General features: G+C 68.3%; 26 protein-coding genes and 1 tRNA gene. 15 read left to right on the top strand and 12 right to left on the bottom strand.

From position 1 onward, the window contains the following. Window positions 1-45: 45 nt before the first annotated feature. From QP045_RS07395 to QP045_RS07385, 3 genes are all read right to left on the bottom strand, one after another. Window positions 46-921, bottom strand: coding sequence for a MipA/OmpV family protein (locus QP045_RS07395; protein ID WP_422514331.1), 876 nt, complete (start codon window positions 919-921; stop codon window positions 46-48). Between the two features lie 81 nt (window positions 922-1,002). Beyond that, the gene (locus QP045_RS07390) at window positions 1,003-1,452 is read right to left on the bottom strand and encodes a DUF2141 domain-containing protein (RefSeq protein WP_422514330.1); all 450 of its coding nucleotides are present in this window, start codon (window positions 1,450-1,452) and stop codon (window positions 1,003-1,005) included. Then, complete coding sequence (locus tag QP045_RS07385) at window positions 1,358-2,182, bottom strand: sterol desaturase family protein (protein ID WP_422514329.1); 825 nt, start codon at window positions 2,180-2,182, stop codon at window positions 1,358-1,360. Before QP045_RS07385 ends, QP045_RS07390 begins: the two co-directional genes overlap by 95 nt. Window positions 2,183-2,265: 83 nt before the next feature. Here QP045_RS07385 and crtY point away from each other — a divergent pair, with 83 nt between their 5' ends. Genes crtY through QP045_RS07365 form a run of 4 tightly spaced genes read left to right on the top strand, consistent with a single transcriptional unit; the run spans window position 2,266 to window position 6,509 of the window. Next, entirely contained in the window at window positions 2,266-3,447 is a 1,182-nt protein-coding gene (crtY, locus tag QP045_RS07380; RefSeq protein WP_422514328.1) for a lycopene beta-cyclase CrtY, read from the top strand. After that, complete coding sequence (locus QP045_RS07375) at window positions 3,444-4,922, top strand: phytoene desaturase (RefSeq protein ID WP_422514327.1); 1,479 nt, start codon at window positions 3,444-3,446, stop codon at window positions 4,920-4,922. Before crtY ends, QP045_RS07375 begins: the two co-directional genes overlap by 4 nt. Before the next feature lie 35 nt (window positions 4,923-4,957). Beyond that, a complete protein-coding gene (locus QP045_RS07370) occupies window positions 4,958-5,539 on the top strand; it encodes a TIGR00730 family Rossman fold protein (RefSeq protein ID WP_422514326.1) in 582 nt (193 codons plus the stop codon). A gap of 4 nt (window positions 5,540-5,543) precedes the next feature. Continuing rightward, complete coding sequence (locus QP045_RS07365; RefSeq protein ID WP_422514325.1) at window positions 5,544-6,509, top strand: phytoene/squalene synthase family protein; 966 nt, start codon at window positions 5,544-5,546, stop codon at window positions 6,507-6,509. A 152-nt stretch (window positions 6,510-6,661) separates the two neighbouring features. Here the strand turns inward: QP045_RS07365 and QP045_RS07360 are convergent. Beyond that, window positions 6,662-6,748: transfer RNA gene (locus QP045_RS07360), tRNA-Leu, on the bottom strand. A gap of 194 nt (window positions 6,749-6,942) precedes the next feature. Here QP045_RS07360 and QP045_RS07355 point away from each other — a divergent pair. Further along, window positions 6,943-8,283 (top strand): MATE family efflux transporter, encoded by a 1,341-nt coding sequence (locus tag QP045_RS07355; protein WP_422514324.1) that lies wholly within the window; start codon window positions 6,943-6,945, stop codon window positions 8,281-8,283. Here the strand turns inward: QP045_RS07355 and QP045_RS07350 are convergent. Continuing rightward, window positions 8,270-9,070 carry an MJ0042-type zinc finger domain-containing protein gene (locus QP045_RS07350; protein ID WP_422514323.1) on the bottom strand — a complete coding sequence of 267 codons (801 nt, stop codon included), beginning with the start codon at window positions 9,068-9,070 and terminating at the stop codon, window positions 8,270-8,272. The genes QP045_RS07355 and QP045_RS07350 overlap by 14 nt on opposite strands. A 150-nt stretch (window positions 9,071-9,220) precedes the next feature. Between QP045_RS07350 and ftsE the strand changes: the two genes are divergently transcribed. The 4 genes from ftsE to QP045_RS07330 are packed head-to-tail and all read left to right on the top strand — an operon-like array spanning window position 9,221 to window position 12,046. Then, the gene (gene ftsE / locus QP045_RS07345; protein ID WP_422514322.1) at window positions 9,221-9,931 is read left to right on the top strand and encodes a cell division ATP-binding protein FtsE; all 711 of its coding nucleotides are present in this window, start codon (window positions 9,221-9,223) and stop codon (window positions 9,929-9,931) included. Further along, window positions 9,931-10,812, top strand: a complete 882-nt coding sequence (locus QP045_RS07340; RefSeq protein WP_422514321.1) for a cell division protein FtsX — start codon at window positions 9,931-9,933, stop codon at window positions 10,810-10,812. The genes ftsE and QP045_RS07340 overlap by 1 nt, the downstream gene beginning before the upstream one ends. After that, window positions 10,809-11,348 (top strand): YdcF family protein, encoded by a 540-nt coding sequence (locus QP045_RS07335; RefSeq protein ID WP_422514320.1) that lies wholly within the window; start codon window positions 10,809-10,811, stop codon window positions 11,346-11,348. Before QP045_RS07340 ends, QP045_RS07335 begins: the two co-directional genes overlap by 4 nt. Beyond that, window positions 11,345-12,046, top strand: coding sequence for a lysophospholipid acyltransferase family protein (locus tag QP045_RS07330; RefSeq protein WP_422514319.1), 702 nt, complete (start codon window positions 11,345-11,347; stop codon window positions 12,044-12,046). Before QP045_RS07335 ends, QP045_RS07330 begins: the two co-directional genes overlap by 4 nt. Before the next feature lie 7 nt (window positions 12,047-12,053). Here QP045_RS07330 and QP045_RS07325 read toward each other — a convergent pair whose 3' ends face one another. Both QP045_RS07325 and QP045_RS07320 read right to left on the bottom strand, forming a co-directional pair. Continuing rightward, on the bottom strand, window positions 12,054-12,815 hold the full coding sequence (locus tag QP045_RS07325) for a molybdopterin-dependent oxidoreductase (RefSeq protein WP_422514318.1): 762 nt from the start codon (window positions 12,813-12,815) through the stop codon (window positions 12,054-12,056). Further along, on the bottom strand, window positions 12,812-13,525 hold the full coding sequence (locus tag QP045_RS07320; RefSeq protein ID WP_422514317.1) for a cytochrome b/b6 domain-containing protein: 714 nt from the start codon (window positions 13,523-13,525) through the stop codon (window positions 12,812-12,814). The genes QP045_RS07325 and QP045_RS07320 overlap by 4 nt, the downstream gene beginning before the upstream one ends. Window positions 13,526-13,593: 68 nt before the next feature. Here QP045_RS07320 and QP045_RS07315 point away from each other — a divergent pair, with 68 nt between their 5' ends. Together QP045_RS07315 and QP045_RS07310 are read left to right on the top strand one after the other, a co-directional pair. Beyond that, the gene (locus QP045_RS07315) at window positions 13,594-14,205 is read left to right on the top strand and encodes a flavin reductase family protein (RefSeq protein ID WP_422514316.1); all 612 of its coding nucleotides are present in this window, start codon (window positions 13,594-13,596) and stop codon (window positions 14,203-14,205) included. A gap of 42 nt (window positions 14,206-14,247) precedes the next feature. Beyond that, entirely contained in the window at window positions 14,248-14,922 is a 675-nt protein-coding gene (locus QP045_RS07310) for a hypothetical protein (protein ID WP_422514315.1), read from the top strand. Here QP045_RS07310 and QP045_RS07305 read toward each other — a convergent pair. The 4 genes from QP045_RS07305 to QP045_RS07290 all read right to left on the bottom strand — a co-directional run bounded on the left by QP045_RS07305 (window position 14,913) and on the right by QP045_RS07290 (window position 18,103). Next, window positions 14,913-15,668, bottom strand: coding sequence for a sulfite exporter TauE/SafE family protein (locus QP045_RS07305; RefSeq protein WP_422514314.1), 756 nt, complete (start codon window positions 15,666-15,668; stop codon window positions 14,913-14,915). The two genes, QP045_RS07310 and QP045_RS07305, sit on opposite strands and share 10 nt — an antisense overlap. Window positions 15,669-15,675: 7 nt before the next feature. Beyond that, entirely contained in the window at window positions 15,676-16,890 is a 1,215-nt protein-coding gene (gene rlmN / locus QP045_RS07300; protein WP_422514313.1) for a 23S rRNA (adenine(2503)-C(2))-methyltransferase RlmN, read from the bottom strand. A gap of 68 nt (window positions 16,891-16,958) precedes the next feature. Next, window positions 16,959-17,450, bottom strand: a complete 492-nt coding sequence (locus QP045_RS07295) for a hypothetical protein (RefSeq protein ID WP_422514312.1) — start codon at window positions 17,448-17,450, stop codon at window positions 16,959-16,961. Beyond that, a complete protein-coding gene (locus QP045_RS07290; protein WP_422514311.1) occupies window positions 17,447-18,103 on the bottom strand; it encodes a histidine phosphatase family protein in 657 nt (218 codons plus the stop codon). The genes QP045_RS07295 and QP045_RS07290 overlap by 4 nt, the downstream gene beginning before the upstream one ends. A gap of 138 nt (window positions 18,104-18,241) precedes the next feature. Between QP045_RS07290 and QP045_RS07285 the strand changes: the two genes are divergently transcribed. Both QP045_RS07285 and dnaN read left to right on the top strand, forming a co-directional pair. Next, window positions 18,242-18,895: an outer membrane protein gene (locus QP045_RS07285; protein ID WP_422514310.1), complete on the top strand. Its 654-nt coding sequence runs from the start codon at window positions 18,242-18,244 to the stop codon at window positions 18,893-18,895. A gap of 185 nt (window positions 18,896-19,080) precedes the next feature. Beyond that, window positions 19,081-20,199: a DNA polymerase III subunit beta gene (dnaN, locus tag QP045_RS07280; RefSeq protein ID WP_422514309.1), complete on the top strand. Its 1,119-nt coding sequence runs from the start codon at window positions 19,081-19,083 to the stop codon at window positions 20,197-20,199. 60 nt (window positions 20,200-20,259) lie between these two features. On the opposite strand, the gene QP045_RS07275 is transcribed toward dnaN, so the two are convergent. Further along, window positions 20,260-20,589 carry a hypothetical protein gene (locus QP045_RS07275; RefSeq protein WP_422514308.1) on the bottom strand — a complete coding sequence of 110 codons (330 nt, stop codon included), beginning with the start codon at window positions 20,587-20,589 and terminating at the stop codon, window positions 20,260-20,262. Between the two features lie 104 nt (window positions 20,590-20,693). Between QP045_RS07275 and recF the strand changes: the two genes are divergently transcribed. Together recF and QP045_RS07265 are read left to right on the top strand one after the other, a co-directional pair. Then, a complete protein-coding gene (gene recF, locus QP045_RS07270; protein WP_422514307.1) occupies window positions 20,694-21,761 on the top strand; it encodes a DNA replication/repair protein RecF in 1,068 nt (355 codons plus the stop codon). Window positions 21,762-21,948: 187 nt separating this feature from the next. After that, window positions 21,949-23,352 carry a DEAD/DEAH box helicase gene (locus QP045_RS07265; protein ID WP_422514306.1) on the top strand — a complete coding sequence of 468 codons (1,404 nt, stop codon included), beginning with the start codon at window positions 21,949-21,951 and terminating at the stop codon, window positions 23,350-23,352. Window positions 23,353-23,360: the final 8 nt, after the last annotated feature.

Here is a 23,360-nt window from a genome sequence, read left to right as displayed (position 1 = left end):
GCCGGTTCCCCGTAGGGACCGACAGCCGGGGCTCTCCCAAGCTCGTTAGAAGCTGTACGCGAGGCCGACCGAGCCGAGCCACTGGTCGCGGTCGCCCGCGATGCTGGTGACCGGGCTCTTGGCGAAGTCGTTGAGCAGGCGGCGATAGACGACGCCACCGAATGCCTGGAGACCGCCGCGCAGGTCGCCGGTGAGCGACACCGCGCCGACGCCGCCCAGGGTCCAGTTCTTCCAGCCGCCGCGCGCGTTGAACACCGGCAGGCCGCTGTCTTCGCTCTGCTCCGGATTGATCCCGAAATAGCTGCGGGCATAGCCACGCTCGGCCCGCTCGCCGGACACGAAGACGCTGACGATCGCCTTGGTGCTGAGCGGCGTCAGGTAGCTGATGGTCGGCGTAAAGATGCCGGCCGAGTGCGCGCCGGTCACGCCCTTGCGATAGCTGGCCGAGAAGGACACGCGATCGAACTCGCTGGTGATCACGCCGGTCTTGGCGATGCCGAGGTAGCCGCCGAGCTCGAGCGCGGCCTTGCGCTTGCCAAGGGCCTTGATGCGCTCGTCGTCGATGCCCTTGGTGCTGGCGCGGTTGAGGTTCAGGACGGCGACGGGGCCGGCCTGGAAATCGATCCCGGGACCATAGTTGTCCGGGACCAGGTCGACGCTCAGGCGGTTGCCGGCGAGCGTGAAGTTGAAGCCGGAGACGCGGCCGATCGCGGCCGGGATCGGCGAGAAGCCATAGTCGTCCGAGCCCTCGTAATCGGGGAGGACGGCGGCGCCCAGGCCGACGATCGCAAAGTCGCTGCCGTCGTCGGTGTTGCGCATGGTGGAGGGATCAGCGTTGTCCTGCGCAAAGGCAGGAGCGGAGCCGAGGGCGCAGAGAGAAAGCGCCAGCGCGGCGGTGGCGGTGCGGAAGATGGTGGCCAAGGAACGGGTGCCTTTGAAGGTTGTTACTGCCGCGTAACGCCGCGTCCCGACCTTGGCTCCCGCGCTTCGTCTCAATTCGTATTACAACAGATATCGAATACGAATCTGTTGCCGATCTGCATCACCGGGCAGCGCGAATTGCGCAGCGGAGAATCGGGGCGGACCAAAGCCCATCGCCGGGTTCCGCGAGAAGCCAAAGCCCTCGCGCGGCATGCCGGCAAAGGTGTCGAGCTTGCCGTTGCCGTTCTCGTCATGGATCACCGACACCGCATAGGTGCCGGGGGCGAGCCCCTCGATCCGGACCACATGCTGCGAGGCGGGCACGGAGCGGGTCACGGCCGTGGGATCCTTGCGACAGCCGGGAAAGCTCTTGGGGTTGGTGGTGACGCACAAGCGGATCATCCCCTTGTCGTTGCGCACCTGCGACAGCGTGACCTCAAGCGTCGTGGCCGGCGCCGCCCCCGTCAGGAACAGCAGCGCTGCTGCGCCCCAGCCGAACCGCAGCGCTGTTGCGCGGGCGTGCATCGTCATTCTTATTCTTTCCAAAGCTGCCGAGTCCGTCATCGGTCCCGCACAGGCGGTCCCAGAAGCGGAAGTAGAGTCCGAAATTGCAGCCATAACGCTGATGGTGCCGCTGGTGATGGCTGGCGGTGATCAGCCAGCCGCCGAGCGGCCCGCCCCAGACCGCACGAGGAAAAATCTCCCACCCCATGTGATTGGTGACCCCCATCACGGTCATCACCGTGAGCACCACTGCCAGCGCACCGACATGGATCGGGATCAGGAACACCAGCAGCGGAATCACGAAGGCGCCGGTGACGGCCTCGATCGGATGGAACGCCATTGCCGCCCATGCCGTCGGCGGGCGGCTGGCATGATGGACCGCATGCGCGACGCGGAACACCTTCGGGCGATGCATCCAGCGATGGCTCCAGTAGAACCAGGTGTCGTGGAGAAAGAGGTAGAGCAGCACCGACAAGGGCAGCCACCAGAGCGGCCGGTCGTGCAGGTCGGTGTAGATCTGCGTCCAGCCGCGGTTCTGCCAGCCCCAGGCGACGACACCGGCGGGGATGCCATAGATCGCCGCCGAGATCAGGCTCCAGCGGATCTCGCGCACGATCTGCTGGTCGAGTCCCTGGTAGAGGCCGGGCTGGCGCAGCCGTGTCGCAAAGGCAAACCCGCCCGACGCCAGCAGGTAGCGCACGCCCACGATCGCGGTCATCGCGATGGCAGAAAGCAGGATGGCAAGGGCGACCGACATGGGTGCGCTGTAGCGGTTCCGGCCCCCCGGCGCCATGCCGCGCTACCCTTTCACCGCCGCACAAGCTCGGCTAGGCGTGCGGAATGCCGACCTATCATACCTGCGACCTGGCGATCCTCGGCGGGGGACTTGCCGGTGGTCTGATCGCACTGGCGCTTGCCGAGCGCCGGCCGGAGCTGGTGCTGCGGCTGGTCGAGACCGGCGAGACCTTTGGCGGCAACCACCTCTGGTCGTTCTTCGACAGCGACGTGGCACCCGCCGATCGCTGGATTATCGAGCGGGTCATCGGCCACTCCTGGCGTGGCTATGACGTCGCCTTCCCCGGGCACCAGCGCACCCTCGATGCGACGTATAACAGCGTCGAGTCGGAGCAACTGGACGCGGTGTTGCGCGCGACCTTGCCGGCGGACGCGCTCCTGACGGGCCGCCGCGTACTGGCGGCGAGCGCGACCGCGGTGGTCCTCGACGACGGCGACCGGATCGAGGCCGGGGCCGTCATCGACTGTCGCGGCCCGGGGGATCTGTCGATGCTCGACTGTGGCTGGCAGAAGTTCCTGGGCCAGGAACTGGTGCTGGAGCAGCCCCATGGCCGCGAGCGGCCCGTGGTGATGGATGCGCAGGTCGCGCAGCTCGACGGCTACCGCTTTGTCTACTGCCTGCCGCTGGGGCCCGACCGGATGTTCGTCGAGGACACCTATTACAGCGACGGCCCGGACATCGACGACGCGGCCCTGCGGCAGCGCATCCGCGACTATGCCGAGGGGCAGGGCTGGCGCATCGCCGAAGTCGCGCGCGAGGAGCGGGGCGTCCTGCCGGTGGCGATGGGCGGCGACTTCGACGAATATTGGCGATCCAGCCCGCCGATCGCGAAGGCGGGAATGCGCGCCGGGCTGTTCCACCCGCTCACCGGCTATTCGCTGCCAGACGCGGTTCGCACCGCATCGGCGATCGCGGCGACCAACGATCTTTCCGCCGCGGCGCTGGGCGAGTTGACGCACGGCCTCGCGCGCACGACATGGAGGCAGCGGGGATTCTACCGCATGCTTTCCGCAATGTTGTTCAAGGCAGCGCAGCCAGAGCTGCGCTATCGCGTGCTGGAGCGCTTCTACCGGCTGGACGCTGCCCTCATCGGGCGCTTCTATGCCGGCGGGTCGAACTGGGCGGACAGGGTGCGTGTGCTCGCGGGTAAGCCGCCCGTCCCGGTGGGGCGCGCGATACGAACGATTTGGGACATGCAGGCCAGCGGCCGGGAGAAACGATCTTGAGAACGGCAACGGTGATTGGCGCAGGGTTCGGCGGCTTGGCGCTTGCCATCCGCCTGCAATCGGCCGGGGTCGAGACGACTCTGATCGAAGGCCGCGAAAAGGCCGGTGGCCGCGCCTATGTGTTCGAACGCGACGGCTTTACCTTTGACGCAGGGCCCACGGTGATCACCGATCCCGATTGCCTGCGCGAACTGTGGCAGCTGTCCGGCCACGACATGTCCGGGGACGTGACGCTGGAGCCGGTGCTGCCCTTCTACCGGCTCAACTGGCCCGACGGCACCAACTTCGACTATTCCAACGACGATACGCTGCTGCGCTCGGAGATATCCAAGCTCGATCCGCAGGACGTCGACGGCTACGCGCGCTTCCTGGAATATTCGAAGGGCGTGTACGAGGAAGGCTATGTGAAGCTGGGAGCCAAGCCGTTCCTGGACTTCCGCTCGATGCTGAAGGCGGCTCCTGCGCTCGCCAAATACCAGGCGTGGCGTTCGGTCTATTCGATGGTCTCGACCTTCGTGAAGAACGAGAAGCTGCGCCAGGCGCTGAGCTTCCACACGCTGCTCGTGGGCGGCAATCCCAGCACGACCAGCGCGATCTATGCGCTGATCCACAAGCTGGAGCGCGACGGCGGCGTCTGGTTCGCCAAGGGCGGTACCAACCAGCTGGTGTCGGGCATGGTCGCGCTGTTCGAGCGGCTGGGCGGGACGCTGATCCTGGGCGACCCGGTCGACGAGATCGAAACGCTGGGCGACCATGCGACCGGCGTCGTCACCCGCAGCGGCAAGCGGATCGCGGCGGACGCGGTCGCGAGCAACGCTGACCTGATCCACAGCTACAAGGACCTGCTGCGCAATTCCCGCAGCGCGCGCCGGACCACCGCCGCGCTGGAGAAGAAGCGCTTCTCCCCGTCGCTGTTCCTCGTCCATTTCGGCATCAAGGGGACGTGGCCGGGCATTCCACACCACATGATCCTGTTCGGACCCCGCTATCAGGGGTTGTTGTCCGACATCTATGACCATGGCGTGCTGTCGGAGGATTTCTCCCTCTACCTGCACCACCCGACCGTCACCGACCCGAGCCTGGCGCCGGAGGGGCATTCGACCTTCTATGCGCTGGCGCCGGTGCCCCACATGGGCAAGCTGCCGATCGACTGGGACACCATCGGTCCGATGTACGAGAAGCGGATTCTGGACGAGGTCGGGCGCCGCCTGATCCCCGACATCCACGACCGGATCGTCACCAAGTTCAGCTATGCGCCGCCCGACTTTGCGCGGGACCTGAACGCGCATCTGGGTTCGGCCTTCTCGCTGGAGCCGATCCTGACGCAGAGTGCCTTTTTCCGGGCGCACAATCGTGACGATCATATTCCCAACCTCTATTTCGTAGGGGCGGGCACGCATCCCGGCGCCGGCATCCCCGGCGTGGTCGGGAGCGCCAAGGCGACGGCGGGGCTGATGTTGGAACACGGCCGCTGACCGCGCCGCACTAGGCAATTTCAAGGACGAGTTTTGTGAAGCGACTGGCAATTTATTGCGGTTCGGCGACCCCGTCGGATCCGGTGTACATCGACAATGCGCGCTTCGTCGGCCGCACGCTGGCGGAGCGGGGCATCGGCGTCGTCTATGGCGGCGGCCGCCTGGGCCTGATGGGCGCGGTGGCCGATGCCGCGCTGGAGGCGGGCGGCGAGGTGATCGGCGTGATCCCGACCGCGCTGGTCGACGCCGAAATGGCGCACCGCGGCTGCACCGAGCTGCACGTCGTCGAGACCATGCACCAGCGCAAGCAGGCCTTCACCGACCTGTCGGACGGGTTCGTGACGATTCCGGGCGGCACCGGCACGATGGACGAGCTGTGGGAGGCGATGAGCTGGGCGCAGCTGGGCTATCACAGCAAGCCCGTGGGCCTGCTCAATGTCGCGGGCTATTATGACGGGTTGATCGCCTTCGTCGAAAAGATGGCGGAGGTCGGCTTCCTGCGGCCCATGCACCACGACATCCTGCTGGTCGAAGACCAGCTCGACGCGCTGCTCGAGCGCATGGCCGGCCATCAGGTCGCCCGCCCGATCTTCTCGATGTCGAGCAGCGAGCTCTAACCGGATGTCGGCTGCGGCGCACGCCGACCGCCCGAGCCGCGACGCGATCGTCGCCACGGCGCGCGAGACGATCGCCGTGGGGTCAAAGAGCTTCGCGGCCGCGAGCCGCCTGTTCGACGCGCGCACGCGGGAGCGGGCCTGGCTGCTCTATGCCTGGGCGCGCGCGTGCGACGACCTGGCGGACGGGCAGGAACTGGGCCAGGGCATGACCGTGGTTGCCGACGCCCCCGCGCGGCTGGCGCAGATCACCGCGCAGACGGACGCCGCGCTGGCAGGGGAGTGGGTCGGCGACCCCGCATTCGATGCGCTGCGCATCGTCGCTGCAGAGGCGCGGCTGCCGCACGCGCTGGTCCATGACGTGATCGCGGGCTTCGCGCTCGACGCCGCGGACTGGCGGCCGCGTACGGAGGACGACCTTTACCGCTATTGCTATCATGTCGCCGGCGCGATCGGGTGCCTGATGGCAGTCGTGATGGGGGTGGACCCGGCCGACGAGGATACGCTCGACCGAGCGTGCGACCTGGGCATCGCCTTCCAGCTTTCGAACATCGCCCGCGACATCGCCGAAGATGCCGCTGCCGACCGCTGCTACCTGCCGGTCGAATGGCTGGTCGAGATCGACGTGCCGCCGGGCGAGCATATGAAGCCGCCGTACCGCCCGCGGATCGCGATGCTGGCAAAGCGGCTGGTGGACCAGTCGGAACGCTATGAGGCCAGCGCGCGCGAGGGGACCCCGGCGCTGCCGTTCCGCGCCGCCTGGGCGGTGCTGGCAGCCGCCGACATCTATGGCGGGATCGGGCGTGCCGTACGGGCGCGTGGCGAGCATGCCTGGGACCATCGCGTGACGACGTCCAAGGCGCAGAAGCTCGCTGCCATTGCGCGGGCCTTTGCAGCGGCGCAGGGGCGGGCGGGACGCTATCCCCGGGCTCCGCGCGACCCTGGACTGTGGCAACGCCCCCGCCACGCGTGACGGGGGTACCCGCGCGGGTCCACCTTCAGGGCCGTTCGCCGACCTGACGCAAAGCGATGGGAATAGCCCGCGCTCGTCTGGATGATGCTTGCCGTAGTGGGAGGTGGGCTGCCTTCCGGTTCCCGGCCGAAGCCTGGGAACCGGAGCAGTTTTGGTGCGGTCGAGAAGACTCGAACTTCCACGGCCTTTCGGCCACAACGACCTCAACGTTGCGCGTCTACCAGTTCCGCCACGACCGCACATGAACTCCGTGGGGAAGAACCCCCGGCTGGTAGGCGAGCGCCCCTAGCAGCCGATTCATGGGCATGCAACCGGCTTCGCCACTTTCTTGCATTACCGTTGGCGTCTAGAGCCCCGGCTCCGCCGCGTTTCACGAGAGATTTCCTTGCCTTCGACCGGAATCGCCCCCGCCGTCCCGTCGCCCCGGGCCGAGATGCTCCGGATGCTGGGGCTTGCCTGGCCGGTGATGCTGACCGGCCTGAACTGGACGCTGCTCCATGTCACCGACGTGGTCGTGGTCGGGCTGGCGGGCACTGAAGAAGTGGCGGCGCTGGGTGCGAGCAGGACGCTGACCTTTGTCGGCATCGTCGTGGTGCTCGGCTGGCTGTCGGGCGTGCTGGTGTTCGCATCGCGGGCGGATGGTGCAAAGGATCTGCCGGCGACCGGCCGGGTGCTGCACGAGGGGCTGATCGTCGCGCTCTTGCTGGGCCTGGCGACCGGTGGCGTGCTGTTCGCCTTTGCCGAGCCGCTGTTGCGGCTGCTGGGGGTCGCTGAGGACCTGCAGCAGCCCGCCGGCGCCGTCGTCCGGGCGATGGCGTTCGCCTATCCGTTCCAGCTGCTCAGCATCGCCACCAGCTATTTCCTGGAAGGGATCAGCCGGCCCCGGCTGGTGGCGGCCGTCAACCTGGGCGTACTGCCAATCAACGCGGTACTCGCCTGGGCGCTGGTCGGCGGTCACCTGGGCCTGCCGGGCATGGGTGCGGTCGGCGCGGCGACCGCGACCGCCATCGCCTCGGCAATCGGCGCGATCGTGCTGCTGGGGTACGTGCTGCGCCTGCCGGATGCGGGGGCGCGCCACATCGGCCGGTGGCGCGGCGAAGCGGCGCCTCGGCTCACCGGCGTGCGGGCACTGCTTGGCTTTGGATTGGTGCCGGCCGTGGCCTCCGGGCTCGAACTGGTCGGCTTTGCAGTGCTGATCGGCCTTTCCACGCAATTGGGCGCCGCGGCCGCACATGCGTTCCAGATCGTGTTCTCGATCCACAACGTCACCTTCGCGGTTGCGCTGGGGCTAGGTTCTGCTGCGGGCGTCCGTGCCGGCAATGCGGTGGGGGAAGGGGTGCCGCGTCAAGCGATCGCCCGTGGCGCGCTCGCGGCAATGCTCGCGGCGGGGGCGACGGGCTTCCTCGCGCTTGTCCTTCTGTTCCTGGGTGCCTGGGTCACCGGGCTGTTTCCAGCGACCGCGGAAGTCCATCTGCTCGCTGCAGCAATGCTGCTGCGTTGGGCGCCGTTCATCCTGTTCGACGGATTGCAGGTCGTGCTGGTCTATACGCTGCGGGCGCTGGGCGACCAGGTGGTGGCGGGGGTGAACAGCATCCTCGCCTTCTTCGTGGTCACCGGCGGTGCCGGCTGGCTGCTGGTCAGCGCCGGGGTCGGCCCGATGGCGCTCGCCTGGGCATCGGGCATCGGCATGCTGGTCGCAGCGCTGCTGCACGGCGCGCGCCTCGCCTGGCTTGCGCGCCGCCTGTCCGCTTCAGCGGCGATCAGAGCCCGCTGACGAAGCTCAGTTCCAGCATCTTGGAATTCGCCGGCACGTCCAGCTTGGCCGAGTTGAACCCGATGGTGCCGCTCGGCCCCAGATCGCGCTGCGAGGGCGTGATCGTCCAGCTGTAGACGACGCGGTCCTGCTGGTCCTTCAGGTCGACGCGAATGTCCGGCACGCGCTGACGCTCGCCGGTCGGGTTCACCACCTTGCCCGAAATGGCGAAGAGTTCGTTGCCGCTCGGCAAGTTGCGGCGCTCGATCTGCTTGTCCGCAAACAGCAGCGGGGTGTCGACCTTCCCGATCGGCAGGCCGACTTTGGCCGCGATGCCGGGGGTGCCGAGGTAGAGAATGGCGGCGATGCCGACGAGCATCGCGATGCTGGCGGCGACTGCAAAGGCAGTCCAACGCCGGATCGGGTTGCGACGCGGGCGAAAGGGCGGGCGCGGTGCGAATGCGTCGTACAGCCGGGGCTCCCCGCGTTCGGCGCGTTCGCCCTCGGGATCGACATAGCGGTGCGCGGCAGCCGGCGCGGTCGGGGCTGCAACCGGCGGCACCGTCGTGGCCGCGGGCGGCGGCGGCGTGACGGGGGCGGCTGGCGGGGGCGGCGGCGGTGCCGGCTCGGCCGCCGGAGCGACAGCGGCGCGCTCAGGCGCTGCTTCGGCCGCGGCCAGGTCCAGCAGCGGGGGCCGCTGGAACCAGCTGTGCTTGCAACTGGCGCAGCGCACGGTGCGGCCGTCGGGCCCGATCGCATTGTCGGGCACCACATAGCGCATGTGGCATTGGGTGCATTCGAGGATCATCGACGCGGCAAATCCGATCTGGGCATAGCAATCCTAAGCATGCCGAAAGCGGTGCTGGCAAGGGTTGCGCCCAGTCGCACGCTTGAGCAGGTCCGGCGGCTGTGCGATGGCGGCGCCGCGAAGCTTCAAACGGGGTGGCCGGCGCCGGCAATGGCCAATATCGTACAGTTCGAGAATGTCGGCCTTCGCTACGGCAATGGGGCAGAGACGCTGTCGGACGTGAGCTTCACGTTGACGACCGGCTCCTTCTATTTTCTCACCGGCCCTTCGGGCGCGGGCAAGACCTCGCTGCTCAAGCTGCTCTACCTCGCCCAGCGTCCGAGCCGGGGCGTGATCCGCCTGTTCGGGGAGGATGCGGTGACGTTGCCGCGGGCCCGGCTGCCCGGCTTTCGCCGGCGGATCGGCGTGGTGTTCCAGGACTTTCGCCTGGTTCCGCACCTGTCGGCTTATGACAATATCGCGCTGCCCCTGCGTGTCGCGGGCGTGCCGGAAGCCGATGTCGCCGTCCCCGTGAACGAGATGCTGGCCTGGGTGGGGCTGTCGGATCGCGCCGACGCGCCGCCCCCGACACTGTCGGGGGGCGAGCAGCAGCGGGTCGCGATCGCGCGCGCGGTGATCGGCCGGCCGGAAATCCTGGTTGCAGACGAGCCGACCGGCAATGTCGATCCGGACATGGCCGAGCGGCTGTTGCACCTGTTCGATTCGCTCAATCGCTTGGGCACCACGGTCGTGGTGGCGACCCATGATTATGAGCTGCTCCAGCGCATCCCGGCCGCGCGCATGATGCGGCTGGAAAAGGGCAAGCTCGCCGATCCCACGGGGCAGATCCGCTTCCCGCCGTCGTCGGACGGGGCGCGCTGATGGCGATGCGCGCAAGCGACCGTCGATTGCTGGGGGACCGGCAGGGGCGCCGCACCATGGTGTGGATCATGGCGATCATGATTTTCCTGACGGTGCTGGCCGCCGCCATGGGCCTTTCGGTCGCCGGCGCCGGCGCCGCGCTCGACCGGCAGCTCGCCGGGCGGTTGACCGTGCAGGTGGTGGAAGCCGACGCCGCCAGGCGCGACGCGGCAGTCGCCCGCCTGCTTGCCGGGTTGCGCCGCGAACCCATGGTCGCACGCGCCGTCGAGGTCGATCGCGCCGAGCTTGCCGAACTGATGCGGCCCTGGCTGGGCGAGGCGGGGCTCGACGCCGACCTTCCGATCCCGGCGATGGTCGACGTCGACCTGCGCCAGAACGACGATGCGGCGGTGGCGGTGGTGACCCGCGTGGCCCATGCCGCGACCCCGGCCGCGCGGGTCGACTGGCATGCCAGCTGGCTGGCGCCGGTACGCGGATTCCTGCGCACGCTGGGCTGGGTCGCATTCGGACTGGTGGCGGTGATGGCGACCGCAACCGCCGCGGTTGTGCTGCTGTCGGCGCGCGCGGGGCTGGACACGCACCGCGGGACCATCGACATTCTCCACATGCTCGGTGCGACCGATGTCCAGATCGCCCGCCTGTTCCAGCAGCGGATCGCCGTCGACACCCTCGCCGGTGGGCTGATCGGCACCCTCGCGGGGCTGGCAGTGGTGCTGGTCGTGGGGCTGCAGATCGGCAGCCTCGATTCGCAGGTGCTGGCAGGCCTCGGTCTCTCCACGAGCGACTGGCTGCTGATCGTGGCCACGCCGATCGCCTTCATGCTGCTGGCCATGATCGCCGCGCGGATCGCCGTCTTGCGCGCGCTGGGGCAGGTGCTGTGATCTGGCGCGTGCTCTCGGTCGTGGTCATCGCCTGGGTGCTGGGCTTTGCACTGTTCACCGTCGCCCTGCCGCGGCCAGCGCCCGACGTGCTGGTGACCGATGCCGTGGTGGTGCCCACCGGCGCACCGGGGCGAATCGACCGTGGGCTCGCGCTGCTGCAGGCCGGAAAGGCCCAGCGGATGCTGGTGACGGGGGTGGACCCGGATGTGCGTCCCGGCGAACTCGCCGTCGCCTATAAGGTGCCGGTGCAGGTGATCATCTGTTGCGTGGACCTGGGCCATGACGCTGTCGATACCCGCTCCAACGCCGACGAGACGGCGACCTGGGTGCGAACCCACGGCTATCGCACGGTGCGGCTGGTCACCTCCGACTGGCACATGGCGCGGGCAGCGCTGGAGCTGCGCTATGCTCTGGATGCGGACGTGGAGGTGATCGCCGACCCGGTCCCCGGCACGCCGCGCTTCGGCATCCTGTTCGATGAGTACAATAAATATCTGGTGCGTCGCGTCGTGCTGACGCTGGGGGTGCGCATATGATGCCGCGGCTGCGGACGCTCGTGTTCGACGTAATCTTCAGTATCTTTACCCTGTGGGTGGTGATCACCGCGCCGTTGATGGCGCTGCTCGGTCCGCGCGCGCTCAAGTGGCATGCCGAAGGCTGGGCGCGGGTGCAGGGCGTCCTCGCCCGCTGGCTGCTGGGCGTTGAAGTTCGGGTCGAGGGGACCATCCCGGAAGGGCCGTTCCTCTTTGCCGCCAAGCACCAGGCGATGTTCGAGACGCTGGAGCTCGCCTGGCGGATCGGTGCGCCGATGATCGTGATGAAGCGCGAACTCACCCAGATCCCGCTGTGGGGCTGGGCAGCGCAGCGCTATGGCAGCATCGGCATCGACCGGGCAGGCGGCGCGGAGGCGCTGCGCGCGATGCTGCGGGAGGCCAAGGAGGCACGCCGGGAGGGCCGCGCGGTACTGATCTTCCCGGAAGGTACTCGCGTCCTGCCGGGCGAAACGCCGCCACTGCGCTCCGGCTTCGCCGGGCTCTACAAGGCGCTGGGGATGCCCGTGGTGACGGTGGCGCTCGACAGCGGGCGGCTATGGCCGCGCAAGGGGATCAAGCGGTCCGGCACGATCACGCTGCGGTTCGGCGAGCCGATTCCGACGGGGCTGAGCCGGACGGAGGTCGAGGCGCGGGTCCATGCCGGCATCAACGCGCTGGAGCCGGCGTTCACTGCCGACTGAGCATCGTTCAGATGCCCGCGTACCAGTCGTAATCGGCGATATCCTCCCAGAGGCCACCCTTGCCCCCGGCGATGCCGTCCAGGCTGGCGACCGCCTCGATCCGCTCGACGTACTTCGCGTGCTTGTAGCCGAGCTGCCGCTCCACCCGGAGGCGCAGCGGCGCGCCGTTCGGGATCGGCAGCAGCCGGTCGTTCATCGCCCAGGCGACGATCGTCTGCGGGTGGAATGCGTCGATGAGGTCGATCGATTCGTAATAGGGCCGCCCGCCCAGCCGGTCGGCGCAGTGGAAGACGATGTAGCGGGCGCCGTCGCGAAGTCCGGCCAGGTCGAGCAGGCGCGAGAGCCGCGGCCCGCTCCACTTGCCGATCGCGCTCCAGCCCTCGACGCAGTCGTGGCGGGTGATCTGGGTGCGCGCCGGCATCGAGCGGATCTGTTCGAGCGACAGGGACAGCGGACGTGCCACCATTCCACCGATTGCGAGCCGCCAGTCCGCGAAACCAGCCGCCGCATGGGCGGCATAGGCGGGCGTGTCCGGCCGGGCGGTGCCGTTGGAGCGGAAGATCGGCGAGCGCTGGTCCGGCCGGTATTCGGGCGCGAGCGCGTTGCGCGCCGTCAGCCCGCGCTGAAGCCAGCGCTGCGCATCCTCTCCCTTGAACAGCAGGTCGCGAACCGCGGGGGCATTGCCCAACTGGTCACAGCCGGCCACGAGCCCGGCGGCACCCGCCGTCATCCCGGCGAGCACGCGGCGGCGCGTGAGGATGCGGCTCATGGCTGCTCATTCTCGGGCACGCGCCACCATCCCGTCACCATCGAGCGCACCTCGTTGATCGGGCCCGCGAGGATGACCAGCGTCAGGTGGACAATCGTGAACAGGGTGATGGCGGCGGCGGCCAGGAAGTGGATCGACCGCGCCGACGCGCGCCCTCCGAACAGGTCGAGCAGCCACGGCCATGCCGCGTTCATCCCCGGCGACAGGGTCAGGCCGCTCAGGATCACGACCGGGAGCGCCACGAACAGGATCGCGATGTAGCTGAGCTTCTGGAAGCTGTTGTAGTCGCGCGGCGATTCCGGATCGTGGAACCGGAAGGCGAGGTGGGCGCGGAAGTCGGCCCGCAGGTGCCGCCGCGACCATTCCCCGCGGCGGATGGCAAGGTCGCGGGCGATGTGGCGGTTGAGCACGCTCCCGATCAGGAAGACCAGCAATCCAAACGCCAGCACCAGCGCGAAGAACAGGTGCCAGCGGCGCGCGAGCGCAAGATTGTAGGTGGAGGGGATGGTGATCCAGCCGGGAAACCGGTCGAAGCGGATCCACGCCTTGTCAAAGTTCGCGCCATATTCGCCCCAATAGAGCTGCGGATGCGCGTTCAGGATCATCAGGCCGCTGCCGATCATCACGAAGATCGCCACCGCATTGACCCAGTGCCACAGCCGCGTGAGCGGGCGGTGACGATAGACGGCGCGGGGCGGCTGGCGGCTCACGGGGCGACGATAGAGGGTGTGGCCGGCGTCGGGTAGCCCCCAGGCCGTTCCGCGCGTTAGGAGCGCGCATGACCGACTTCCACTTCTACGAGCCCGCCTCCGGGCACGGCTTGCCGCACGACCCGTTCAACGCAATCGTCGCGCCGCGTCCGATCGGCTGGATCAGCACGCTGGGAGCCGATGGCCGCCGCAACCTCGCGCCATACAGCTTCTTCAACGCGTTCAATTACAAGCCGCCGCTGATCGGATTCGCCTCGCAGGGGCGCAAGGACAGCCTCGCCAATGCCGAGGCGAGCGGTGAGTTCGTCTGGAACCTGGCGACGCGTGCGCAGGCGGAGGCGATGAACCTGAGTTCGGCGGTGACGGATGCGGACGAGTTCACGCTGGCGGGGCTGGAGGCGCTGCCCTCCCGCCTGGTGGCGCCGCCGCGAGTCGCGGGCAGTCCGGTCCAGTTCGAATGCAAGGTCACCCAGATCGTTCGCTTGGAGACCAAGGAGGGCCGGGCGCTCGACCAATGGCTGGTGCTGGGCGAGGCGGTCGGCATCCACATCGACACGGCGTTGCTGGAGGACGGTATCTATCAAACCGCACGCGCACGGCCGATCGTGCGCGGCGGCGGCCCGGCGGATTATTTCGAGATCGCCGAGGATTCGCTCTTCCAGATGCGGCGGCCTGGCTAGAAGTCGCTCGCGCTGCCGGGCGGCACCTCCTATCGGGCAGGGATGAGCGAACACGATCAAGCCAGCGAGACGGAACGATATTGGCGCGACGGCTATGTGCCTCTGCGCGCACTGTTTCCGCGCGAGGTGCTCGACGCCTTTTACATGCAGATGCGGGGCGATCTGGAGGCGGCGGGCAGGCCGTTGCAGTCGTTCGTCGCCGAAGGGCCGCTGCTCCGCGGGCGCGCCATCGAGCTCTACGCATATCAATATGCGCCGATGCTGACCTTCCTGTGGGGTCTCACCCCGCGCATGTCGGCGGCGACCGGGCGCGACCTGCTGCCGACCTATGCCTATTTTCGGGCGTATCAGCGCGGCGACATCTGCCGGGTCCATTATGACCGCCCCTCGTGCGAGCACAGCCTCTCCCTGACGATTGCCTATGCCGAGGATAAGCCCTGGGCGCTGTCCGTCGCCACCGATGCCGGGGACGGGCCAAACGGCAACGTCACCGAGGACTTCGGCAGTCAGGCATACGGATCCGTCGAAATGGCGCCCGGCGATGCCGTTCTCTACCAGGGGACGCATCGCTTGCACGGGCGCCTGGAGCCCAATCCCAACAGCTGGTCGGCGCACCTGTTTCTGCACTGGATCGAGCGGGGCGGCCAATATGCCGAACATGCGTTCGATCGTCCCGCGATCGAGCGGGCCACCCGCGGACGGCCGGGTCAGCCGTAGGCGCGCCAGAAGAAGGCGGCGGTGGTGACTGCGGTCACGCCGAGTGTCCACAGCCGGATGGTGCGGGGCGAGAGGCGGTCGCCGAGCCAGGCACCGGCCGAGCCGCCGACGATCCCGCCGAGCAGCATCGGGACGCAGGCCGCCCAGGCGACCATGCCGAAGGTGATGAAGACGGCCGCTGCGGCCAGGTTCGCGGTCGCCAGGATCAGGGTGCGCGGTGCCGCCATCCGCTTGGGATCCGCTCCCACCAACAGGCCGAAGACGGCGGTCACCATCATGCCGATGCCGCCGCCGAAATAGCCGCCATAGATGCCGAGGAGGAGCTGCGCCGCCACGAGCGTGCGCGGGCCGATGGTGGTGTGCGACTGCAGCCAGGCGGCGCCCCGCTGGCCCGCGGCGATGGCCGAGAAGGCGCACAGCAGCAGCCAGGGTACGATCACGTCGAACGCGGCAGGCGCGGTCACCACCAGCAGGTAGCTGCCGATCAGGGCCGCTGCGAAATTGACGCTGTTGAGGAGGCGGAGCGAAACCCCGCCGAGCGGCCCCAGGCCGCGGCGATAGGTCCAGGCGCTTGCCATGGCGGCAGGCTGCATCGCGACATTGCTGGTCGCGTTGGCGATGGTGGCGGGCAATCCGATCCCGACGAGTGCGGGCATGGTGGCGAAAGCGCCGCCGCCGGCCAGGGCATTCATCGCGCCGCCGGCGCAGCCGGCACCGGCTGCGAGCGCGATGACCCCCCAGTCCACGACGCGATCAGCCGAGCGCCGCCAGCTTCTCCTCGGCCTCGCGATCGAGTTGCGCGCGGCTCTTCTTCTCGGCTGCGGTCTTCAGCTGTCCGCAGGCCGCGTCGATGTCGCGGCCGCGCGGGCGCCGTACCGGGGCGGAGATGCCGGCCTCGAACACGATGTCCGAAAACGCGTTTACCCGCGCCGGCGTCGAGCATTCATAGGCCGCACCCGGCCACGGATTGAAGGGGATCAGATTGACCTTGGCCGGCAGCTTGTACTTGCGCAGCAGACGAACGAGCTCGTGCGCGTCGGCGTCGCTGTCGTTCTTGTCCTTCAGCATCACATATTCGAACGTGATGCGGCGCGCATTGTTGGCGCCGGGATAATCGGCGCAGGCCTGCAGCAGCTCTTCGATGCCGTACTTGCGGTTGAGCGGCACGATCTCGTCGCGCACTTCCTTGGTGACCGCATGGAGCGACACGGCAAGGTTGACGCCGATCTCCTCGCCCGCGCGCGCCATCATCGGCACCACGCCCGAGGTTGAGAGGGTGATGCGCCGCTTCGACAGGGCCAGGCCGTCACCGTCCATAACGATCTGGAGGCCGGTCTTCACCTCGTCGAAATTATAAAGCGGCTCGCCCATGCCCATCATCACGATGTTGGTGAGCATGCGCCCCTCGGGGCTGGACGGCCATTCGCCGAGCGCATCGCGCGCCAGCATGACCTGGCCGACGATCTCGCCCGCGGTGAGGTTGCGCACCAGCCGCATCGTGCCGGTGTGGCAGAAGGTGCAGTTGAGCGTGCAGCCGACCTGGCTGGAGACGCACAGCGTACCGCGGTCGGCGTCCGGGATGAACACCATCTCGTAATCCTGCGCGTCGGGAGATCGCAGCAGCCACTTGCGGGTGCCGTCCGACGAGACCTGCGCCTCGACCACATCCGGGCGGCCCACGACGAATCGCTCGGCCAGCCACGGGTGCTGGGCCTTGGCGATGTCCGTCATCTGGGTGAATTCGGTCGCGCCGCGATTGTAGATCCAGTGCCAAAGCTGCTTGGCGCGGAGCTTCGCCTGGCGAGGCTCGAGACCTGCGGCCTCCAGCGCCTCGCGGATCGCGGGCTTGGGCAAACCGACCAGGTCGACTCGGCCATCCGGGCGCGGTGCCTTGGCCGTCGTGCGGGGCACGGGCACGGGATCGATGTGCCCGGGAATGGGCATCGGCGGCGTCGACACTGTCAGCATGGGCGCGCATATAGTCGATTTCGCGGGCAAATTCCATGCCCGCCGCATTTCCCGCCCGCCGCTGTCGCTTAGCCCTTGAGGCAGGCCAGCGCCGCCGCGTCGATCGCGGTCGCCGCGCCCTTCAGCGCATAGACGTCGACGAAGGGCCTGCCGCCCTGTGCCACGCTCTCCACGCTCATGCTGCGACCGCCCCGCATTGCCGCAACGATCGCAGCGTCGGCGGCGGCATCGGGCGCCCAGGCATCCATGTCGCCGGCGCGCAAGGGAAAGCGGCGGTCGCCGATTGATAGCGCCACCAGTGCGGACGGCGCCCGCCGGCGGCTGAGCCGCAGGTGGAGCTGGTTGCGGACGTGCGCGCCCGGCCAGGTCGCGACGCTCGCAAAAGGGTAGAGCGCGGTCCGGCGCGAAATCGGCTTGGAGATCGCATAGCAGCGCCGCGGCGCGGCGTCGGCAAAGGCGCCCCAGCGTTCGAAGATGCCGATGGTGCGGCGGTTCGGGGGGGCAGCAGCGGGCGCCGTCGCCTGGACGAGTGCCGCTGCGGCCAGCAGGATTGCGATCACGCCGGTGCCGAGTGCGAGATGTCGCCGCTGCCCCGATGCACCACCGTCTCGACCCCGTGGTCGATCCGGACGATCGAGCCCTGCGGAAGATCGGGCGCGAACGGCGCGCCGAATTGCGGCAGCACGTCCTGGCCCGTCATCACGCCCCGAAGGACGCGGCTGGACATGCCGTGGGTGATCACCAGCCGGTCGCCGGGATCCGCATCCGTATCTGCCAGCCATCCGGAGACGCGGGTGGCGATGGCGTCATACCACTCCCCGCCCGGTGGCGGGCGGCGGTAGAGGCGATATTCATAGTCCATGAAGTCGGGTGCCTCTTGTGCGACGTCCCGATAATAGCGTCCGGTCCAGTCGCCCATGTTGATTTCGACCAGCCGCGCGTCGGTTCGCGCCGCGTGCCAGTCGAGTTCCAGATGCTCCGCGATGATCGCAAGAGTTTGCAAAGCACGGCCGCTGGTGGACGCCCACAGCGTCAGCGCCGGCTTCGGACCCAATAGCTCTCGCAGCGCGATTCCCATCGCATCTGCCTGGGCAAAGCCTGCCCGGGTCAGCGGGGTGTGCGGGTGGTTCCCCTGCATCCGGTGCGCGACATTGTAGACGGTCTCACCGTGCCGCGCGATGAAGTCGCGCCCCTGCCGTGCCTTGTTCACCATCGCCCTGTTTTCAAGCCCCTGTTGCGTGAATGCAACAGAAAACGCCGTTTATGTGAGGTTCATGAAACATCGCCGCCGGCCACCTATTTGAGCGCCGTGCCCGGCGTAACTCGGGCAAGTAAATGGGAGTTTGTTGTTATGCGTTATGTTGCTCTGGGCCTGTTGGCCGCTTCTTCCGCATTTGCCGCGCCGGCCATGGCGCAGGACAACCCGAACTTCACTGGTCCTCGTGTCGGCGTCGTCGCCGGGTACGACGCCGTGCGTCCGGGCAGCAGCGAGGATTCGGATATCGACGGGGATAACCAGACGGTTGACGGCTTCCTGTACGGTGTTGACGTCGGCTACGACTTCGCGGTTTCCGGTGCAGTCCTGGGTGTCGAGGCGGAACTGACCGACTCGACCGGTAAGGTGAACCCGAACCGTACGGATCCGAACTACTTCGGCTATGGCCGCGTGGCCCCGGGCCGTGACATCTATGTCGGCGTCCGCGCCGGTGTGCTCGCGACCCCGCAGACCCTGGTCTATGCCAAGGCCGGCTACACCAACGCCAAGCTGAACGTGACGGGCGTGAACGGCGCCGTCGACCTGAAGCGCAACTATGAGCTCGACGGCTTCCGCGTCGGCGCCGGTGTTGAGCAGGCGATCAGCGAGAACACCTACGCCAAGCTCGAATACCGCTATTCGAACTACTCGAAGGCGGACTTCCGCTTTGGCGACGGCACGACCACGGACCGCTTCGACGTCGACACCGACCGCCACCAGGTGCTGGTCGGCGTGGGCATGCGCTTCTAAGCGGCTTTCCGCTTGCAGCCTCCCCGGGATGCCCGTCGCGCCCGGTGATCGCGTCGCAATCGGAACAAGGAGGGCCGGAGCAGCTTGCTCCGGCCCTTTTTTGCGCGCTAGAGGTGGCGGGATAGACCAATCCCACCCGTTCGGGTGGCCAGGACGAGGGCGGGCGCCCGGGGGTTTTTGAAAAGATGAAGGCGACGATCGAACGCGCGACCCTGTTGAAGGGCCTGAGCCACGTCCAGTCCGTCGTCGAACGGCGGAACACGATTCCAATCCTGTCGAACGTGCTGATCGAAGCGGCGGAAGGCGGCACTATCCGCCTGATGGCGACCGACCTCGATCTCCAGATCGACGAGACGGTTGCAGCCGCGGTCGACCAGCCGGGCGCGATCACGGTGTCGGCGCACACGCTGTTCGACATCGCGCGCAAGCTGCCGGAGGGCGCACAGGTGCAGCTGTCGGCGGCAGAAGGCCGGCTGACGGTGGTCGCGGGCCGTGCCCGCTTCAACCTTGCGACGCTGCCGCGCGACGATTTCCCGGTGATCGCCGAGGGCGAGCTGCCGACTCAGTTCGAGTTGCCGGCGGAGATGCTCAAGCAGATCATCGACAAGACGCGCTTTGCGATCTCGACCGAAGAGACGCGCTACTATCTCAACGGCATTTTCCTGCATGTATCCGAGGATGCCAACGGAGAGCCGGTGCTGAAGGCGGCGGCGACGGACGGCCACCGGCTGGCGCGCGTCACGCTGCCGCGTCCCGAGGGCGCGGAAAAGATGCCCGACGTGATCGTCCCGCGGAAGTGCGTGGCCGAGCTGCGCAAGCTGCTGGACGAAGTCGATGGTTCGGTCGGCGTGTCGCTCTCGGGTTCCAAGATCCGGTTCGACCTGGGCCAGGCGATCCTGACGTCCAAGCTGATCGACGGCACCTTCCCGGATTATTCGCGCGTCATCCCGACTGCGAACGACAAGCTCCTCAAGCTCGATCCCAAGAGCTTCATGGAGGGCGTCGACCGCGTGTCGACCATCGCCACGGAAAAGACCCGTGCGGTCAAGATGGCGCTCGACCGGGACAAGATCACGCTTTCGGTCACCAGCCCCGAGAATGGGGCTGCGGCCGAGGAAGTGCCCGGCGATTACAGCTCTCAGCCGTTCGAGATCGGCTTCAACAGCCGCTACCTGCTCGACATCCTCGGCCAGATCGAGGGTGACCTGTGCGAGGTGCACCTGGCCGATGCGGCGGCGCCGACGCTGATTCGCGAAAACGACAAGTCGCCCGCGCTCTACGTCCTGATGCCGATGCGCGTGTGACTGCCGCGCCGGAGGAGCAATCCTCCGGCATCGGCGCCTCCGTTGCGGGGGCGGCTTCGGCTAGCTGGCGAGGAGGGCGCTGGCGCGGGCCTTGCCCGCGTCGCGAATCGCGCGGGCCTTGGCCTCTGCCTGTTTCTTGACCAGCTTGGCCTCTCGCTCCTGCGCTTCCGCGCGGACCTGAAGCCGCTGCGCTTCATAGCCGCCGTCCTGACCGGCCTGCTGGCGCAACTGCTCGGCTTCGGCCTGCATGCCCGCGACGATGTTGCCCGCCTCGGCCTCGATCGCGTCGGCCTGGGCGTCGGCCACCTCGCGCAATTGCGCGGCCTGTTGTTCCTGCGGCGTCTGGGCGCCGCAGGCGCTGACGGCGAGGGCCGCCGCGACGATCCACATTCTCCGCATCATCATCCCCTCTGTCGTTTCGCTTGAGGCAATTCTCCGCGAGCCGGAAGGTTGCGTCGCACTGGGGCGCGGCATGCGCTACAGCGGCGGCACCGATGCTCGTGCGCCTGTCCCTTACCGATTTCCGCAACCATGCCGACGCGGTGCTGGCGCCCGGACCCGGCTTCGTCGTGCTGTCCGGCGACAATGGGGCGGGCAAGACCAACGTGCTGGAGGCGGTGTCGCTGCTTGCGCCCGGCCGTGGCCTGCGGCGGGCACCGCTGTCGGATATGGCGCGGCAGGGCGGCAGTGGCGGTTTCGGGGTGGCGGCGGCCCTCGCGGACGGCAGCGCGCTCGCGACCGGCACCCGTCCCGACGCGCCGGAACGGCGGCTTGTGCGCATCAACGGCGCGGCAAGTGCCGCCAATGCGCTTGCCGAGTGGCTGACGGTGTTGTGGCTTACGCCCGCGATGGACCGGCTGTTCGTCGAACCCGCCGGCGAGCGGCGGCGATTCCTCGACCGGCTCGCACTAGCGTTGGTACCGGGCCATGCCCGCCACGCCAGCCGCTATGAGGCGGCGATGCGCGAGCGCAACCGCCTGCTCACCGACGAGCGCCCGGCCGACCCGGACTGGCTGGCGGCGCTCGAGGTGCGGATGGCCGAGCACGGCGCCGCGATCGATGCCGCTCGCCGCGCGACTGTGGCGGCGCTCCGCGAGCGAATCGCTGCCAGCCCCGAGAGCGAGTTCCCGCGCGCCGGGCTGAAGGTCGAGGGGTGGGGCGGTGATGCCGATCGGCTGCGGGCGGAACTGGCCGGGGGCCGCGGGCGTGATGCCGCCGCCGGGCGTGCACTTGCCGGACCGCATCGGTCGGACCTGGCCGTGACGCATCTGGAAAAGCAGCAGGCGGCGCACCTGTGCTCGACCGGCGAGCAGAAGGCGCTGCTGTTGGGGCTCGTGCTCGGCCATGCTGCACTGGTGGCGGAACGCGCTGGGCGGCCGCCGCTGCTGCTCCTGGACGAGGTGGCCGCACACCTCGATCCGGGCCGGAGAGCAGCGCTGTTCGAGCGGCTGGCAGGCGGTGGCCAGGTGTGGCTGACCGGCACCGAACCCGGATTGTTCGACGCGATCGGGGCTGACGCGACTCGCTTCCATGTCGCGGATGGACGGGTGCTCGATGCCTAACCTTGACTTTTGCGGGGTTTGCGCGCATTTGCGGCATTGCAGCGACGCTTAACCAAGCAGCGTGATCCGGCCTTGCGGCCGAGGCTCGCGTCGCGCTCACCGGCTTCCCAAGTCACGCGGGTCGCATTTTTGCCCCGCCCCCCGTGTGTCCGTTTGGGCGCATGCGCCGGCTACCTACAGGCTTTCCATGTCCTTCCAGTCCCTTGGTCTTTCCAAGCCGCTTCTCGATGCGCTTGCCGAAAAGAACTATACCGATCCCACCCCGATTCAGCGCGACGCGATCCCGCTCGTGCTGGAACAGCGCGACCTGCTCGGCATCGCCCAGACCGGCACCGGCAAGACGGCCGCCTTCGTGCTCCCCTCGCTCGACCTGCTGGTGAAGGCAAACGTCCGCCGCAAGCCGATGCGCTGCCGCATGCTGGTGCTCGCACCGACGCGTGAGCTGGTCAGCCAGATCGCCGACAATGCGCGCACCTATGCCAAGTACACCAAGCTGAATGTCGCGACCGTGTTCGGCGGCACGCCCGTCAGCCGCAACATCCGTGACGTCGCCGCCGGCGTCGACATCCTGGTGGCAACCCCGGGCCGTCTGCTCGACCTGATCGACCAGCGCTGCCTGGCGCTCAACGAGCTCGAGATCCTGGTGCTCGACGAAGCCGACCAGATGCTCGACCTGGGCTTCATCCACGCGCTGCGCCGCATCGTGTCGATGGTCCCCAAGGATCGCCAGACGCTGTTCTTCTCGGCCACCATGCCCAAGGACATCCGCGACCTCGCCGACAAGTATCTGACCAACCCGGCCGAAGTGAAGGTGGCGCCCGTCTCCTCCACGGCCGAGCGCGTCGAGCAGTATGTCACGTTCGTGCAGCAGCAGGAAAAGCAGGCGCTGCTGACGATGTTCTTCCGCAACACCAAGGTCGATCGCGCGCTGGTGTTCACCCGCACCAAGCATGGCGCCGACCGCGTCGTGAAGCTGCTGGCGGCCAATGGCATCGCCTCCAACGCGATCCACGGCAATAAGTCGCAGCCGCAGCGTGAGCGCGCGCTGGGCGAGTTCCGTTCGGGCAAGGTGCCGATCCTGGTCGCGACCGACATCGCCGCACGCGGCATCGACGTGTCGGGCGTGAGCCATGTCGTGAACTTCGAACTGCCCAACGTCGCCGAGCAATATGTCCACCGGATCGGCCGCACCGCGCGTGCCGGTGCCGATGGCATCGCCTTCGCATTCTGCGCGGAGGACGAGCGTTCCTACCTGCGCCAGATCGAGAAGCTGACCCGTCAGAAGATCGATGTCGTGCCGCTGCCCGAGAACTTCCTGGCCGAGGCGGCGAACATCAAGGCGACGCGCGCCCCGCATGCGCCCGATCGGCCCGAGCGTGCTCCGGGGGATCGCCAGTTGCCGCGTCCGCGTGCCACCCACAGTGCCAAGCCCGCGGGCTCGGGCCGTGGCGGTCCGGTCGGCAACCCCTCGCGGGGCGGCGGCGCGGGCAAGCCGGCCGGCGAGCGTCCGGCAGGCGCGCGCGCGGGCGGCCCGCGTCGTGGCGGCCGTGGCGGCCGCCCGAGCAGCGGCGGCCAGGGCATGGCGCGCTAAGCGCCAGC

The sequence above is a fragment of the Sphingomonas sp. 3-13AW genome, from assembly GCF_049311085.1.
Classification (GTDB): domain Bacteria; phylum Pseudomonadota; class Alphaproteobacteria; order Sphingomonadales; family Sphingomonadaceae; genus Sphingomonas.
Note: the sequence above shows the minus strand (reverse complement) of the source record. Positions and strands in the feature narration are given on the sequence as shown.